We start from the raw sequence: 15,194 nt of genomic DNA, 5'->3' as shown, positions 1-15,194 counted from the left end.
TTGCTGGTGGTGCAGCCGGTGCTGTTGGTGGGCTTGGTGGGGCTATGCCCCTTACCGGGCGTGGTGCCGCAGGGGTGAGCGGTGGTGTCGGTTCCGGTGCGGGTGGCAGGGCCGGGGCAGGCGCAGGTGGGTCTGGTGCGCTAGGTGCCCGGGGTGGGTTTAGCACCCCACCAGGAGCCGGTGCAGGTACCGGGGGTGTGGGGCCAGCACCAGGCAACGGGTCTGGAGTTGGTGGTGTGGGGGCTGGTAGCCCAGGTGCAAGCCCACGAGCCGGCGGAGCTGCCGGTGCTGGTGCTGGTGGGTACGGTGTTGGTCCTGCTGCTGGTGCTGGCCGCGGTGGGCGTAACGGACAGCAAAAGCGTGGCCGGGTACAAGCAGTGACCTCAGCGGTAGAACGTGAAGGCAACCTCAAAGCACTCCTTGGTGAAGCACCCGAAGTCGTCCCCGGAGTCATCGGCGCCTGGGTCCGCGAACCCAAACGCTAGGCTGCGCGAAAACGAGTGAGGTCGTGGACGAATCCCAGCCCCTTCAACCTGTCCGAATTCGATTGTGCAGACCTGCATAGTGCACCTGATTCGGGCAGCAAACCGGTGGAAGTTCTACCAAGACCGCAAAGCTGTCTCCCGCGCGCTACGCGAGGTCTACACAGCCGTCAACGAGGACACTGCGCGTGCGGGCTTGGATGTGCTCGAGGCCTCTGAGCTTGGTCAGAAATACCCGTAGTCGGTGAAAGTGTGGCGTGATGCGTGGGAGCGGTTCGTGCCGTTTCCACAGTTCCCGCCAGCAGCACGCAAAGAATCGGACACTATCTTCCTGGAAGGAATGATAAAGAGAAGAAAGATTACCTAAGGTATTTGAGGCGTAATAAAGCTATCTTCGCCCATGAGGTCGGAGGAACGAAATACTTTCCCATATTCCAGTTCAATAGTGATCTCAGCTGCGTTGACGCAAACGTGGGCGATGTAAATGAGATTCTCATTGAGAGGTTTCTGTCTGCGGGGCACAGCATTCAATCAGTTCAAGATTGGTGGGTGAATGGAAAGATCAGTTCTGAGACTGATAGCGCACCTATGAGAATGGTGAAGGAATCGCCTGAGCTCGTGCTCGATGCGGCGAAGCGTGGGGTTAGTTGATGCGGATGGGGCGATCGTCGATACGCAAATAGTCGCCGAGGTAGGGCTGGGCGAACTCGAGTTTGCCGTGGCCCGCGGAAGCAATGAGGTCGCGGTTGATGAGTTTGGCGCGTGAGTCGGAGATCTCGTTGAGTTTTCTGCCCAGTGAGTCAGCGATGTCTCGGATGGCTATTTCGCCGTTGGCTGATGCGGTTTCGAGGTCCGCCATGGCGTTGAGGAATTCGCGCTGGCGCGGAGGGACGCTGCGGACGGAGGGTTGGTGAACGTTCGTGCCTAAGATGCGAATGGCTTCTGGGCGCGCATCCATCACGGCGTCGAGGGTGATTTCCGTGTTAGATTTTTCCCACGACAGAAAGCCAATGAGCTGAACCAGGTAGGGGTAACCCTGGGTGAAGTTCGCGGCATAGTCAGCAGCTTCTTGGCTGAATTCTTTGCCTGATCCGGTGGCGGTTTCTACGAGGTTTGCGTGGGCATCAGTAATCGTGAGGGGGCCGAGTTCATAGTGCTTGGCGCGGCGCAGAAATGTGGTGCCTGGCAGATTAAGCAGATCATTCACCCCGACGGTCAAGCCTGCCATAGCGATGGCGACCTGCTCATTATCACGCACGAGATCCTGGAAAGAGATAGCGATTTCGGTGAGGTCCTGGGGGTTACAATCCTGGACCTCATCAATCGTGATCAGCACGCCAGTTTCCTGCAAGAGAGACAGGAGTTCTCGGAGGCGAGTGGTCAGACGTGGAGCGATCTGCGTCTCGTCACTGTTCCAGCCGATGGAACCCACGCCAGCAACGGAGATGTGCTCGATGTGGTGTTTGCGCTGCGGCTCCAACTCCTCGATGGCCTCGGGAATCAGAGAGTCTGTGAGTAACTGTGCCATGCCCTCACGTGCAGAGAGGCGAAGCACTATCCAGCCGTTTCGCCGGGCTATATCCTCAACCTCATTAAGCAGGACTGTCTTTCCAATTCCACGGGAGCCGGAGACGATGATGGACCGACCGGGATTACCGGGTTGGCTGTGGAGGGCCTTTTCAAAGTCGAGGAGAACCGTTTGTCTTCCGGACCAAATCAGCGGGCTCACGCCGAAGGTTGGGCGGAATGGATTGTTGAGGTGGGTGTGATCTTCCATGAAATGGAGTCTAGCGAATTGATACTTTGATAGTTTATCGCTTTTGATACTTTGATAGTTTCTGGCTTCGTGCCCAAAGTGAAGCCTCAATAGCTTTAAAAACAAGCAACGAGGAGAAACCCGGCTCCTAGTGCTCTCGCTCAACGGTGATCTTTGGAAACTCCAAAGAGGCGTGCAAGCGAGGTGAAGAATCCGGGATTCTCCTCGTGGGTATATGCAGTTGAGTTGTCGACGGAAGTGTCGTACTCTTCCGGATCTTCCGTCTCCCAGTCAGCCGTGTCCTCATCATCGTCCTCGTAGACGATGTAAGTCTCGTACTCCTCGGCGGCATCGTCGATAATGCCCGTGGAGCCTACGCCCTCGGGACTGGCAGATGGACTATTATCCAAGAGGTCGGAGTCCAAAATGGGACCCTCCACCGCATCCTCATCGAGTGATTGCGGTGAAGCTTGATCCTTTGGCGTCCCGTAATTTAACGGGAAAACTCCGCCCTCAGTCCTTCATGCCAGATTGAACTCGCGCGTGTACTGGTTCACAGCGCGACGCATCAGAGCGAGGTTGCACTGAGTGGAGTTCACTGCGAGGTACACGAACATGTTGTTGTCCAGAATCTTGATCAGGTGTAGCTGATCGGTCAGCGTTAGCAACATGTCCTCAAGGCCGCCGTTGATGCCAAGGGCCTCCATGGTCTTGAACTTGGACTTGACCATTTCGGAGTTGTACGCGGCAGCGACATCAAGATCAAAGTCCGGGTACTTGGAAACGGAAGCCAGGGACATGCCGGTATCCAAGTCGACGACGGATGCGCCGATGAAGCCGTTCAGGTCGGTCGAGAGGGACTCGAGGAAACGGTTAAGGTTATCTTGCTGAGTCATTATTTTGGTCCTTTCGTGATAATGATGCACTCAATCATCGTCGATCTTGGAAAGTTTTTCCAATCCCGACAGACGGGTGCGTGACAATACAAGACACCATGAGAATACCCAGCTGTTGAAACATCATCAATAATGGTGTAAAAATTCCTGGCAGGAATCGGAGGAAGTGATATGAATTTCGACGCGCGATATGCTCCGCGACACGGCAAACCGGAGGAGCTCACGCCGGAAGATGTTGACTCTACGTTGATCATGCCAGAGGACGCGATCATCGGCGCCCACTCGCATGCAGAGATCGTATTCGTTGGTCCAGTTGGAATTGGCAAAACGACCGCAGTACGTGCTCTTTCAACATCTACGCCCATCAGTTCTGAAGTGAAGGCATCCACCATGGATGACTTCATTGTGGGTGGTAAGGAAACCACAACCGTCGGTATTGAAATGGGCGTGTGGGAACGCATGAACGGTCAACGTGTGGCGCTTTACGGCACCGCCGGACAAGACCGTTTTGATGCTTCGCGGACCCCGGCGCTTAACCCAGAAGCCGGTATCGTTCTTATGCTGTTTGGATATGAGCATTTGCTCAAAGACCAAATACAAGAATGGGTAGGCTTATTGGGAGAGAAGCAGGCGCTGCACCGAACTGTCATCGGTGTTAATTTCCTGGCTCCTGGTCAAGAGGACCCGATACCAAGGATTAAGCAGCTGCTGCAAGATCGTGGACAGGGGGATATACCGGTGCAAATGGTCGACCCACGGAATTTGTTTGACGTGGCGGACATCACTGAGGCTGCGCTGAAACGAGTGGAAGAATGTCAATGAGTTCACTGCAAGACTTTAACTTTAACCAGGATGACCCCGAGTGGAAGGTTGAAATCGGCCGCCACCGTCGGGTGCGTGGCCAAGATTTTGCCACCAACGACTTGGCGGCAGCGATCCTGCCGTCAATGGCACGGATGCGCCATAGCGTTCCAGGTTTGTACGCCATCGCGTTGGGCACCGGCGATGGCCTGCACGTGTGTTCACTTGGCCTGCCGGACTCTCTCGTAGCATCCGAAATTACTGCCTTGAGTGCATCCATGCTGGGTGTGTCGGAAGCGCAGGCAAACTTGCTCGAACCGGATGTCGACGATTCTGCGCCACCTGCAATCGTGACCGTGGCCCGCCCAGACGATGAGTGCATGGCTCTTGTGAAAGTTGAACACAAGCCGGTGGGGCACTTGGTTATGACCCTGTTTGCCCGCGACACCCAGCTAGGCATGGTTGTATACCACGCCCGGAACTCCGCTATTCAAATGGCGGAGTGGCTCGCAGAAGTGTAGTTACGGCGGAGCCTTATCGGGGGTAAATCAACCATTTTGGTGGTGGCCTAGTGCCAGTGCTTTTGATGCTCAGCGTGGGTGGATAGGTATGCGCCGGGGGAGAAAATCTCGTCGTAGTAGTCGGTGTCCAGGTGCTGCGCTTGGAGGTAGTTCATGATCCAGACGGTGGGGATCGTGCCGGGGAATTTGCCAAACGTTTCCCAGATGTAGGTGGCCTGCAGCTTCATCAGATCGGTGAAGCGCTCATCGGGCTTAGCGGCTTGGGAGCGAATGGCACGGCTTTCTGTCCAGGGGCCGGGGGTGTCGGGGTGGAAGGGGCCACCGGGGCCGTACTTGCGCTCAAAGAAGGCATCCACGGCGTCGGCCATGGAGTCGTAGTACGGCGGGGCGTAGGTTTCAAAGATCCCCTTCTTGCCGGTGGCGTTGGGCAAGGACCAACGGTCGTCTTCTTGGATGTCAAAGCCAAGACCAGGGACGTCATCACGCCCAGAGCCCCCGAGGAACGTAAGGCGGTCGATACCATCGAAGCTCCAACCGCCCAGGCCGAGCGCACCAAGAACAAGGTGGCCCAGCAGAGTGGAGGACATCAGTTCTGCGGTGGCCTCAGTTTGTGAATACTGCTCTAAAAACGACAGTGGCAGGGGTTCATTGACGCGTGCGATGTCGCTGAACTCTTTGATGCCGGGGATCTCACGGCCATTGATGTCGTCGTAGATCACGTACCTGTTTCGGGTGAAGAAGGCCAGGTTAGCCAAGGTGTGCTGTGCAAGGTCGGAGACCGGTGCGATGAGGAGGGAACCGGGGTAGTTGGCAATCCACGTGTTGTGGCCTTCAAGGTAGGGCTCTTCGCGGGGGATCCACAGGCGATCGTCGCTAAGCTTGCGCACTTTGCGCAGCACCGAATTGAGGCGAGCCTCCGTGAATCCTTCGTTTTCATTGAAAGGAACTTCTGGTGCGGCATCGCGCGTGGATAGGGCGTAGGTGCCGGAATCATCGGTGAAGAAGAAGTCCGCAATGTGGAAGCCAGCCGCAGATGGGAAGGTGCGGCCAGAGGCACTGCCGGAGTAATCAGGCAGCTTCGGTGCATAGCCGGGGTGATGCGTGATGCTGTGATGCCAGCCTGTCACGCCGGCGACGGTGGCTAGGACGATCGCGCGTTCCAGATCGCTCAACGGCTGGGTGTCATGCTTGCTCTTGTACGCCAGCGGGCCGGCTGGCACGTGGCCACCAAGAGGGAAACGGCGTGAGCGGCGCCCGTTGATCGCATCCAGGAGTGGGAACTGGGCTAAGCGGTCAAGATTTTCACGGTCTTTATCAGTAAGTGTGAGCAGTGGTAGATCAGTCATAGAAGTAGACCCTTCTGTCTAGCTGAGTTTGAATGTGTGAAATGTAGGCTATGTGTACTGCTGATTTATTGGCCATAATTAGATTCACAATGGTCTGCAAGGATAGACAGATCGGTTTATTTTAAGCTTTTGGTCAAATATAAAACAACAGTCCGTAGCGGGGCTGCGTCTACGCTAAGGCGCATGACTGTTCAGGATGTGGCGCGGATTCAGGCGGCAGTTGCGGAGTACTGGTCGGAGGTCCGACACGTGGAAGTATCAGAGTCGACCAATACCGAGCTGTTAGCTACGGGCGCGCCAGGGGTGGTGCTCATCGCGGACCAGCAAACGAGCGGTAAGGGCCGGCTCGGTCGCGTGTGGGAGGCCCCAGCGGGGGCGAACTTACTCATGAGCGTGGCCATCGATCTGCCACACACGGATGACCTCGGCCTGGTCTCCCTCGCCGCGGGCCTGGCAGTCGTGGACGTCGTGCCCGCAGCGCGTCTGAAATGGCCGAATGATGTGCTGCTGAACGGCAAGAAATTCGTGGGCATCCTGGGGGAGATCGATATGCGCGACGGCGCCCCCATGTTGGTCGTCGGACTCGGCGTCAACATCGAATGGCAAGAAGATTGCTTGCCCACGGACTGGTCCACCTCCCTCAACCTCCAAGGCATCCAGATCGATTGGGACGAATTCACCATCGACCTGCTCCGTGCGTTGGGCAAACGGCTCACGCAGTGGCGCGACCAAGACACAATGCTTATCGACGATTACCGCGCCGTCTCCGTCACCATCGGCCAGCGTGTCCGCCTGGATACACACACTGGAAGCGTTGTCGGAGTCGTGGATGATGTGGATGAACACGGTGAAGTCGTGGTCGACGGAACGAGTTACTCGACCGGCGACGTGACTCATTTGCGCCCCACCGATTAACCTGTGGGCTGTGACAAAGATCAGACTCGGTAGGGGAGAAGTCGTGTTGGCGGACATGGTGCCGCCAGTGCGCACTTTGATGTTGCCGTTTTTAGAGCTGATCATCATAACCGCACTGTCCTGGATGCTCATCGGTTGGATGGACGTCAACCGCATCGGCGCGGACGAACGCAACTTTTATGTGTTCGTCTGGGGAGCCCTGGTGGCGTGGCGATTTCTGCTCCCGGTAATTCGTCTGCGCAAGCGGCGCTTTCTGGTGACTAATAAGCGCGTCGTAGTGATAAACAACCGGTCAGTCGATTCGATCCCGCTCGTGCAAATCCGCGATGCTCGGCGACACCGTGGCGGAATGAATATCGGGGTGTTCGGCTACACCCAGCCGGTGTATTTCCCGAACGTGGGCCGTGCCAAGCGAGTGGAAGAGCTCATCCGCCGCCAACTCCCCTAATTGAGCAGGATTTAGCCCTTCACTTCTGTCGTGTGAATCTGCTCATCAATGTCATCGGGGGAAAGGTTGCCCGCCGCGAAGTCGGCGGTGAGTGGAAGGTGTAGTTCCATGTCGGTGCCGGGGCAGAGCTCAATTACGGCATCATCCACGGTGTAATCAAGTACGTGTCCGCCCGACGTGCGCTCCTCATTGATGAAGTGGACGTGGCAGCCAGGCACACCGATGCCTTTTGCGTACTTCGGTGTGCGGAACCCGCCGATAATGCCGCGCGCATTGTCAAAGGTGATCTCCTGGTCATCGCCTACCGCATCGCGCATGGGTGGGTATGGCTTAGACTGCTTCGTCACCGTGCGCGTAACCACGTTGGAAAACGTCCCACGGATTCGCACCGCGTGGAAGTAGTTGCCCGAAGGCTCCACCCCATCAATGAAGGCCGAGAGCTCCTTGCGCTTCATGCCATGAGGAGCATTAACGACGATCTTCGGTACAAAATTCGTCACCTGCGCAAACGGACTTCTTTGGTCCAAGTCTGCGATAGTTGCAGAGCCATCACTCCGGAGTTGATAGCACGTGCCGTCGAGGACGATCATCTCTCCGTCGAGTCCGTCAAAAGTACCCAGGCCGAAATTGCCTTTAGACAGAATCTCGCCGATGGTCATCTCCCCGTCATAAATCCCATCGAGCAGCGCTGACATGAGTGAGTTTTGGAAAATTGTGTGGCGGCCCAAAGAAGTCATGACCCCGATGGTAGCGCGGACCCCACGAAGAGACCCCAGACTGACTCAGCCTCGCCAGCTCCTTGCAAAACATTCCTGTAAAACATCCCTGCACCACATTCCTGCAACACATGTAGCTCCAGACGATGCGGACACCGCTGTCCAACTCCCGCACCTCGCTCACGATAAGCTGCGTCGAAAAGCACTAAATATGCGGACACACTGTGCGTCCGCATTCTGTCCCTCCAAACCTCCTGCTCTCCGAGCCTAAACGACAACGATCGGACATATTTGTCCGCATGCTCTGCCGCGATATGCCCCAGGAAAAAGGCACGCTTGGATCATTTAGTGACGTCGTCCGGCAGTGCAATGGCATTGCTCAGTAGAGTGGGCACTCGTGAGCAATGCGAATTCGAATCCGAAGTCAGATGCCACCCGCGATCCGCAGGGCATGCCTGTTCTTGCCGTGATTGGCGATGGCCAACTTGCGCGCATGATGCACACCGAGGCTATCGAGCTAGGACTCGCACCCCGCGTGCTGGCTGGTGCGCCGGACTCGTCTGCTGCTCAGGTCTTCGGCGATGTAGAAATCGGCGACTACAAAAACCTCGATGACGTTAAGCACGTGTGCGCCGGCGCTGCTGCCGCAACCTTCGACCACGAGCACGTACCCAATGAGTTCCTGGACCAGCTCATTGCTGAGGGCGTGAGCGTGCAGCCGCAGCCGCAAGCCTTGATTTTCGCGCAGGATAAATTGGAGCAGCGTCGCAAGATGAAAGAGATCGGCGCCCCGGTGCCGGAGTTTGCTCCGATCGAAAGCGCTGATGATGCTGCTAAGTTCTTTGCCTCGGTGGATGGCGCAATGTGCCTGAAGGCAACCCGCGGTGGCTATGACGGCCACGGCGTGTGGTTCCCCAAGACAGAACAGGACGCGCGCACCCTGGTCAGTGATCTGCTGGACAAGGGCACACGGCTCTACGCCGAGCGGAAGATCAACTTCGACCGTGAACTCTCCGCCATGGTTGCGCGCACGCCTTCCGGTGAGATCAAGGCGTGGCCAGTTGTGGAATCACGTCAACGCGATGGCATTTGCGTTGAAGCGATCGCCCCAGCCCCGAATATGACACCCCAGCAGGCTGTGTACTGCCAGGAACTGGCCACCAAGATTGCTTCCGAGCTGGACGTCACTGGTGTGCTTGCCGTGGAGCTCTTCGCACACACGGATTCTTCTGGTGAACCGACTGTCACGGTGAATGAGCTGGCCATGCGCCCACATAACACCGGCCACTGGACGCAGGACGGATGTTTGACCAGCCAGTTCGAGCAGCATTTGCGGGCTGTTTTGGATTGGCCGTTGGGGTCGGTGGACACCACGGCTGCCTACACCGTCATGGTGAATACCCTGGGTGCGGCTGAGGAGCCAGCGCAGCCGATGGAAGATCGCGTGATGGAGGTCATGCGTCTGTTCCCGGATGCGAAGGTTCACCTCTACGGCAAGGGGTATCGCCCAGGCCGGAAGATGGGCCACGTCAACGTTGCTGGTGCTGATTTGGATACAGTGCTTTCGCGTGCGAAGGCGGCGGCAGGCATCATTGTGAACGGTACTGCAAACAGCATTGGGAACTAAGGAAGCTCGAGAGGATAGTTATGCAACCGCAGGTGGGAATCATCATGGGTTCGGATTCGGACTGGGACACTGTCGCCCCGGCGGCGGAGGTTCTCGCCGAGTTTGGCATCCCCTTCGAAGTGGGGGTTGTGTCCGCGCACCGCACACCGGAGAAAATGTTGGCGTACGCGAAAAGTGCGCATGAGCGTGGTCTTGGGGTGATCATCGCGTGTGCTGGCGGGGCTGCGCACTTGCCGGGCATGGTCGCTGCGGCGACGCCTCTGCCGGTGATTGGCATTCCGCGTGCGCTGGCTGATCTGGATGGTCTGGATTCGTTGCTGTCCATCGTGCAGATGCCGGGTGGTGTCCCGGTGGCCACGGTGTCTATCGGTGGTGCGAAAAATGCAGGTTTGCTCGCGGCGCGAATCCTAGGCACGACTGATGCACAGATGCGTCAGAAGATGGTGGATTACCAGTCGAATATGGCTGCTGAGGTGGAGCGCAAGGATGAAGCTCTGCGGAAGCGTTTGCTTGGTGAGTAAGTGCCACACCCTCTGGTGATTTTGGGTGCGCGGGTGAAGGATGGGGAGCCGTCGTTAATGCTTGAGGCGCGCCTGCAAGCGGGCCTTGATCTGTACCGGGCTACGCGGCCACGCACTGTTGTGGTGACGGGCAAGGGGGAGTCCGCGGTGATGGCGCGGTGGCTCGTGGAGCGGGGTGTGGACTCGGCGGACATTATTGAGGAGCCGTGGGCAACATCCACGAATGAGAACTTGGAGCGTTCCCGCGCGCTGTTGCCGGAAGCAGAAAAGCTGACGGTTGTGACCAATGGCTTTCATGTGGGGCGCACGCGGATTTGGGCCATGCACCTGGGTATTCCTGTTGAGGTGGTGGCGGCGCCGACCCCGCGGGAATCACGGGTGAAGAACTACTCGCGTGAAGTGATTGCTGTGCCGCATTCGGCGGCGCGGGTGGCGTGGCGGCGGTTGCTACACTGGTTAGACCGGTAGCAGAGTTCGCGCCGATGGTTTAGGCCAGTTGGCGGGTGACTTTCTCGGTCTCTGCGATGTGGGCGAGGCGTTCGGCAGATGCCATGCCGGTGACCACGACGACGGAGCCGTCGGCGGCAAGTGGGGCGAGAATGCGTCGGTCAAATTCCTCGCTGTCGCGCCAGCCTGGGATGAGAAGGCGCTCAGGGATATCGGCGATCTCTGGGTTGTGCCATTGTGCAAGGTCGGGGGTGTCACCGTAGTACTGGTCGCCGTAGAAGCGCACAGTGGGGCCGAAATCAACGGTGCCCAGGGGGAGCTGGCCGCCGGATTCGAGGACGCCGCGGCCGAAGGGGTCATCAGACACTACGGCGACATCAGTAACACCCGCATTGGTCCAGCGCTCTGCGCGTGAGGTGGTGGTGAACACCAGGCGGGGCTCCGAGGTGGGCGTGATGTTCTGTGCTGTGTCCACGGTGGCGTTCAGTCCGGCGGTGGTAATTCCGATGGGGAGGACGGCTGCCTGCCAGGAGACGGGCAGGTCGAGGAGGATGGTGTGGGGGTTATCGAATTCGTCGATAAGCATGTTGGCAATCTTGTTGGCCCAGTTATCTAACGTGACTGCGGAAAACTCCATGCGCGTGCCTGCTGTTTCGTCGTAGACGGTGAGGCGTGGGGCGGCGGGGTCGGTTGCCAGGAGGGGGGTGAGCATGCTCATGCGCCCCCATAGTAGGGCTTTAGTTCACGCAGCGCGGGCCCGAGCCACCTGCATTGAACCCGGGGGCGACCTCAGCCTCACCGAAATCCTCACCTGGTGTGCCCACGGTGTTGGACTGCGACGACGAGGGTTGCGGTAGGTCAGCCGCATCGGCGGACGGGCCGGCGTAGTCATCAGCGGTGACCACGATGAGTGAGGCGCTATCCAGGCTTGCATTCACGGTGATGGGCAGGCCACCGAGCATGCGCGCCAGCTCAATCGCTGCTGGATCGCTCGCGCTGGCGGCCACAACCTGGGATTGGAAGTACACCCCTGGCATCGCGTTGGTCACGTTATCCACCGTGATGCCATTTTCCCGTACGTATGCGCCGACTCCGGCAGCCAGGCCTGTTGTGCCACCGGCATTGAGCACGTCAACCGTCGTGCCGGCCAACGCAGCGGGAGCCTGGTTCGGTTTTGTGTCCTCAGCCTTTTCAGGTTTCTTGGAATCGTCGGAGGAGTTGTTGTCCTGGCCTTGTTCGCGCGAGAGGGTTTCCATGTAGGCATGAACCTGGTTGACGTCGACGGTGACGATGGACTCGCCGTAATCACCCACGCCGTCGATGGAGGTCACCGGGATGGTTTGGAAGGTCACATTACCGGCGGCCAGATCGGACATCTGGGTGGCCATGGACATGATGTCCCAGCCCTTATCCACGGTCACGGAACGTTCCACCGCGGTGGACAATTCACGCAGCTTGTTCGGGTTGGACAGGGTGCCGGCAGAGATGATCTCATTCACCAGCGACGCCATGAAGACTTGCTGGCGGACGATGCGGTCCAAGTCGCCGCGGGGTAGGTCATGGCGCTGACGCACGAAAGCCAACGCCTGCGCACCGTCCAGGGTGGAACGGCCAGCGGGGAAGTTCGCGCCGGACAGTGGCTCGTTCACGGCCTCGTTCAGGCAGACTTCTACACCACCAACAGCATCTGTCAGTAGGACGAAGCCGAGCAGGCCGACCTCGGCGTAGTGGTCCACTTCCACTCCCGTGAGGTCGGCCACGGCGTTGATCAGGCCTTGTTGTCCGGCCTGTGCGACCTTCTCTTCGAGTTCGCGGCCCTCCAGACCCTCGTTGAGCAGCTGCTCACGCTTCTGCAGGGCGTGTTCCCCGTACACGCCGTTAATCTTGGTGTTGCCAAAGCTGTTGTCATGTACGTAGGTGTCGCGGGGGATGGAGACGGCGGTGGCGCGCGAGCCGTCATTAGGAACGCGCACCATGATGATCGTGTCGGTGTTTAACTCACCATCGGCTTCACCCGCGTTGAGGCGTGCGAGTTCTGCCTGGCTCAGCGGGTTGCCTTGCGCATCCGTGCGGGAATCTGAGCCGACAAGCAAAATGTCTACGGCGCCATCGGAGCCCTTGAAATCATTCTTGTTTCCGTCTTTACCACCGAGTTCCAGATCCGCGCCGGCAAGGTTGGAGCCCAAGGATCCCACCGAGTAGTAGCCCATGCCCGTGACCGCGAGGATGAGTACGGCGACTGCAGCCAGCGCGCTCTTGAGAAGCGGGTGGCCGACCTGAGACAAGTCTTTCACGCGCGACGGCGCAGGTTGAATGTCGCGCACAGGCCTGTACTTATCGCTCACAGAACGCCGCCCTCAATGTCGTGGTGCTGGTGGGTTGAAATCAGGTTAGGAGTATACGGCAATCACAGCCCATTTCCGTGTTGCAATGCTCTACACTTCCGCACTGTGAATACTCCGAGTGGGACGAAGCCTCCAGCACCGTTGGCTGTAGTCACGGTGACATACAACCCGGGCCGGCACCTGCCGGCGCTCGCGAAATCCTTGGGTGCGGCAACGCAGGGCCCCACCGTGCTTGTGTGCGCGGACAATGGTTCTACCGACGGCGTGGCCCAACAGTTGGCGCAGCAACAGGAAAACGTGACTTATCTGCCTACCGGTGGAAATATCGGCTACGGTCCGGCGATCAACGCGGCTGCACGGGCCCTGGCGCAGCAGCGCGCCACAGGTGAGATCAACACCGACTACTTCCTTGTAGTCAACCCGGATGTGGAGTTCACACCCGGGTCCATCGACCGGCTTATCGAATGTGCAAAGACCAACCCACGCGCCGGGGCAGTGGGGCCACGCATCGAGGAAGCTGACGGTTCCGCCTACCCTTCCGCCCGTGAAGTGCCCACGTTGCTCACTGGAATAGGCCACGCCGTGCTCTATCCGTTCTGGCCGGGCAACCCGTTCTCCAAGGCGTATAAGGCGGGGGAGGACCTCAGTAGACGCAGACAAGCAGGTTGGCTCTCTGGCTCCTGCTTGCTGGTGCGCTGGGATGCTTTTGATGCGATCGGTGGCTTCGACGAGCGCTACTTCATGTACTTCGAAGATATTGACTTCGGTGATCGGCTGACGCGCGCCGGGTGGCAGAACATTTTCACCCCGGAAGCCATCATTGCGCATGACCAGGGGCATTCAGCCAAGAAGTACTCCGCTGTCACCGTGCCTGCGCACCACGATTCCGCCTACCGCTTCCAGGCGGATCGGCTCCCATACTGGTGGCAAACTCCTGTTCGTGCTGCGCTGTGGGCGGGGTTGAAGGGCCGCGCGTTGTTGATGCGTCTGCTTGGACGTGGTGAATGACACGGCCCTGTCAATATCCGGATTGCGTGCGCGGCAGGCTAAATTTATCTGAGAAACCATAAACTTTTTTAAGGAGACCCTGCCAAATGGCATACAGCATTGATCCGTCGCAGGTGGACGCCGTTGTTCTGGTGGGTGGCCAGGGTACTCGGCTGCGCCCACTGACGGTGAACACACCAAAGCCGATGCTGCCTACGGCGGGCTACCCGTTTCTGGCGCACTTGCTGGCCCGCATCAAGGCGGCAGGGATCCAGCACGTAGTCATGGGCACCTCGTACAAAGCAGAGGTGTTTGAGGAGTACTTCGGTGACGGCTCCGAGTTCGGGCTGGAAATCGATTATGTCGTTGAGGAAGAAGCGCTGGGCACTGGCGGCGGGATCCGCAATGTGGAGCCTTTCTTGCGCCATGAAACGGCCATGATTTTCAACGGCGATGTGCTTTCCGGCGCGGATCTGAATGCTGTGCTGGCAACGCATGCTGAGCACGAGGCTGATGTCACCCTCCATTTGGTGCGCGTGCCAGACCCGAGCCAGTTCGGTTCCGTGCCCACGGATGCTCAAGGGCGCGTGCAGGCCTTCCTGGAGAAGACGGAGGCGCCGCCGACGGATCAGATCAACGCCGGCTGCTATGTCTTCCAGCGCGATGTTATCCGCCAGATCCCGGCTGGCCGCGTGGTTTCTGTTGAGCGTGAGACGTTCCCCGGCCTGCTCAAGTCCGGCGCGCGCGTGTGGGGGCACGTGGATATGTCTTATTGGCGTGACATGGGGCGCCCGAGTGATTTCGTGCAAGGCTCCTCGGACCTCGTCCGTGGCATCGCGCCCTCGCCGTTGTTGGAAGGTCGCGCGGGAGAAGCGCTTGTCGACGATTCCGCCGGCATTGCTAGTGGTGCCATCCTTGTTGGCGGAACCTCTATTGGTCGGGGGACCACGATCGGTGCGGGCTGCCGTTTGGATGACTGTGTGATCTTCGATGGCGTCACGGTGGAGCCGGGTGCGGTGATCCGGGATTCCATCATCGCCGCGGGGGCCACGATTGGTGCGAATGCCCGTATCCAAGACTGCGTTATCGGTGACGGCGTGAGCATCGGTGCGCGATGTGAACTGCAGGGGGGCATGCGTATTTGGCCGGGTGTGAGCATTCCTGATCTGGGGGTGCGTTTCTCCCCGGATGCCTAGGAATACGCCGCGGACCAGCGGATTAGTTGCCTTAACTTTGGGTACCTACTACATGTAGTACCACCGGCTGTTACCCCCGCGCGGAAATGGCTGTGACTGGTGTGACTTATGTGACGCCTCACAAGGGGGACAGTCAAAATTACCGTGGAAAACACTTCATTTTGCAACATCTGTGTTGACGCTATTTAGG

16 protein-coding genes and 2 pseudogenes are annotated in these 15,194 nt (G+C 58.5%); 11 read left to right on the top strand and 7 right to left on the bottom strand.

Translation table 11 applies throughout. The annotated features are described in order from the left end of the window. Both F4V54_RS11630 and F4V54_RS08030 read left to right on the top strand, forming a co-directional pair. Positions 1–485: pseudogene (locus F4V54_RS11630) on the top strand (hypothetical protein); the annotation flags it as partial. Positions 486–528: 43 nt separating this feature from the next. Further along, positions 529–795 (top strand): annotated as a pseudogene (locus F4V54_RS08030) (transposase); the annotation flags it as partial. Between the two features lie 330 nt (positions 796–1,125). On the opposite strand, the gene F4V54_RS08025 reads toward F4V54_RS08030, so the two are convergent. From F4V54_RS08025 to F4V54_RS08015, 3 genes are all read right to left on the bottom strand, one after another. Next, on the bottom strand, positions 1,126–2,259 hold the full coding sequence (locus F4V54_RS08025; RefSeq protein ID WP_150386797.1) for an ATP-binding protein: 1,134 nt from the start codon (positions 2,257–2,259) through the stop codon (positions 1,126–1,128). A gap of 140 nt (positions 2,260–2,399) precedes the next feature. Further along, a complete protein-coding gene (locus F4V54_RS08020; protein ID WP_150386796.1) occupies positions 2,400–2,678 on the bottom strand; it encodes a hypothetical protein in 279 nt (92 codons plus the stop codon). A gap of 81 nt (positions 2,679–2,759) precedes the next feature. Next, a complete protein-coding gene (locus F4V54_RS08015; RefSeq protein ID WP_102724147.1) occupies positions 2,760–3,134 on the bottom strand; it encodes a roadblock/LC7 domain-containing protein in 375 nt (124 codons plus the stop codon). Between the two features lie 171 nt (positions 3,135–3,305). Between F4V54_RS08015 and F4V54_RS08010 the strand changes: the two genes are divergently transcribed. Then, positions 3,306–3,956 (top strand): hypothetical protein, encoded by a 651-nt coding sequence (locus F4V54_RS08010; protein ID WP_034664487.1) that lies wholly within the window; start codon positions 3,306–3,308, stop codon positions 3,954–3,956. After that, positions 3,953–4,456, top strand: coding sequence for a roadblock/LC7 domain-containing protein (locus F4V54_RS08005; protein ID WP_150386795.1), 504 nt, complete (start codon positions 3,953–3,955; stop codon positions 4,454–4,456). The genes F4V54_RS08010 and F4V54_RS08005 overlap by 4 nt, the downstream gene beginning before the upstream one ends. 47 nt (positions 4,457–4,503) lie before the next feature. Here F4V54_RS08005 and F4V54_RS08000 read toward each other — a convergent pair whose 3' ends face one another. After that, positions 4,504–5,802 (bottom strand): hypothetical protein, encoded by a 1,299-nt coding sequence (locus F4V54_RS08000; RefSeq protein ID WP_034664485.1) that lies wholly within the window; start codon positions 5,800–5,802, stop codon positions 4,504–4,506. Positions 5,803–5,985: 183 nt separating this feature from the next. On the opposite strand from F4V54_RS08000, the gene F4V54_RS07995 reads away from it, so the two are divergent. Both F4V54_RS07995 and F4V54_RS07990 read left to right on the top strand, forming a co-directional pair. Then, on the top strand, positions 5,986–6,717 hold the full coding sequence (locus F4V54_RS07995; protein WP_150386794.1) for a biotin--[acetyl-CoA-carboxylase] ligase: 732 nt from the start codon (positions 5,986–5,988) through the stop codon (positions 6,715–6,717). A gap of 10 nt (positions 6,718–6,727) precedes the next feature. Beyond that, entirely contained in the window at positions 6,728–7,165 is a 438-nt protein-coding gene (locus F4V54_RS07990; RefSeq protein WP_034664481.1) for a YdbT family protein, read from the top strand. An 11-nt stretch (positions 7,166–7,176) separates the two neighbouring features. Here F4V54_RS07990 and budA read toward each other — a convergent pair whose 3' ends face one another. Beyond that, the gene (gene budA, locus F4V54_RS07985) at positions 7,177–7,902 is read right to left on the bottom strand and encodes an acetolactate decarboxylase (RefSeq protein WP_034664480.1); all 726 of its coding nucleotides are present in this window, start codon (positions 7,900–7,902) and stop codon (positions 7,177–7,179) included. A gap of 376 nt (positions 7,903–8,278) precedes the next feature. Here budA and F4V54_RS07980 point away from each other — a divergent pair, with 376 nt between their 5' ends. From F4V54_RS07980 to F4V54_RS07970, 3 genes are read left to right on the top strand one after another with little or no spacing between them, the layout of a single operon-like run. Further along, the gene (locus F4V54_RS07980; protein WP_150386793.1) at positions 8,279–9,508 is read left to right on the top strand and encodes a 5-(carboxyamino)imidazole ribonucleotide synthase; all 1,230 of its coding nucleotides are present in this window, start codon (positions 8,279–8,281) and stop codon (positions 9,506–9,508) included. Positions 9,509–9,528: 20 nt separating this feature from the next. After that, positions 9,529–10,029, top strand: coding sequence for a 5-(carboxyamino)imidazole ribonucleotide mutase (gene purE, locus F4V54_RS07975; protein ID WP_150386792.1), 501 nt, complete (start codon positions 9,529–9,531; stop codon positions 10,027–10,029). Next, the gene (locus F4V54_RS07970) at positions 10,030–10,497 is read left to right on the top strand and encodes a YdcF family protein (RefSeq protein WP_150386791.1); all 468 of its coding nucleotides are present in this window, start codon (positions 10,030–10,032) and stop codon (positions 10,495–10,497) included. Between the two features lie 19 nt (positions 10,498–10,516). On the opposite strand, the gene F4V54_RS07965 is transcribed toward F4V54_RS07970, so the two are convergent. Then, positions 10,517–11,194: a TIGR03089 family protein gene (locus F4V54_RS07965; RefSeq protein ID WP_150386790.1), complete on the bottom strand. Its 678-nt coding sequence runs from the start codon at positions 11,192–11,194 to the stop codon at positions 10,517–10,519. A gap of 19 nt (positions 11,195–11,213) precedes the next feature. Continuing rightward, positions 11,214–12,821, bottom strand: a complete 1,608-nt coding sequence (locus F4V54_RS07960; protein WP_150386789.1) for an LCP family protein — start codon at positions 12,819–12,821, stop codon at positions 11,214–11,216. Positions 12,822–12,926: 105 nt separating this feature from the next. Between F4V54_RS07960 and F4V54_RS07955 the strand changes: the two genes are divergently transcribed. Together F4V54_RS07955 and manB are read left to right on the top strand one after the other, a co-directional pair. Further along, the gene (locus F4V54_RS07955) at positions 12,927–13,829 is read left to right on the top strand and encodes a glycosyltransferase family 2 protein (protein WP_249041263.1); all 903 of its coding nucleotides are present in this window, start codon (positions 12,927–12,929) and stop codon (positions 13,827–13,829) included. Between the two features lie 86 nt (positions 13,830–13,915). Further along, positions 13,916–15,004, top strand: a complete 1,089-nt coding sequence (gene manB, locus F4V54_RS07950) for a mannose-1-phosphate guanylyltransferase (protein ID WP_034664466.1) — start codon at positions 13,916–13,918, stop codon at positions 15,002–15,004. Positions 15,005–15,194: the final 190 nt, after the last annotated feature.

Origin of the sequence: Corynebacterium tuscaniense, assembly GCF_008693065.1 — a bacterium.
Lineage (GTDB): Bacteria > Actinomycetota > Actinomycetes > Mycobacteriales > Mycobacteriaceae > Corynebacterium > Corynebacterium tuscaniense.
Note: the sequence above shows the minus strand (reverse complement) of the source record. Positions and strands in the feature narration are given on the sequence as shown.

Coding starts and splice junctions, on each gene's coding strand:
- F4V54_RS08025 (WP_150386797.1), bottom strand. CDS start 2,259: ATGGAAGATCACACCCACCTCAACAATCCATTCCGCCCAACCTTCGGC.
- F4V54_RS08015 (WP_102724147.1), bottom strand. CDS start 3,134: ATGACTCAGCAAGATAACCTTAACCGTTTCCTCGAGTCCCTCTCGACC.
- F4V54_RS08010 (WP_034664487.1), top strand. CDS start 3,306: ATGAATTTCGACGCGCGATATGCTCCGCGACACGGCAAACCGGAGGAG.
- F4V54_RS08005 (WP_150386795.1), top strand. CDS start 3,953: ATGAGTTCACTGCAAGACTTTAACTTTAACCAGGATGACCCCGAGTGG.
- F4V54_RS08000 (WP_034664485.1), bottom strand. CDS start 5,802: ATGACTGATCTACCACTGCTCACACTTACTGATAAAGACCGTGAAAAT.
- F4V54_RS07995 (WP_150386794.1), top strand. CDS start 5,986: ATGACTGTTCAGGATGTGGCGCGGATTCAGGCGGCAGTTGCGGAGTAC.
- budA (WP_034664480.1), bottom strand. CDS start 7,902: ATGACTTCTTTGGGCCGCCACACAATTTTCCAAAACTCACTCATGTCA.
- purE (WP_150386792.1), top strand. CDS start 9,529: ATGCAACCGCAGGTGGGAATCATCATGGGTTCGGATTCGGACTGGGAC.
- F4V54_RS07965 (WP_150386790.1), bottom strand. CDS start 11,194: ATGAGCATGCTCACCCCCCTCCTGGCAACCGACCCCGCCGCCCCACGC.
- manB (WP_034664466.1), top strand. CDS start 13,916: ATGGCATACAGCATTGATCCGTCGCAGGTGGACGCCGTTGTTCTGGTG.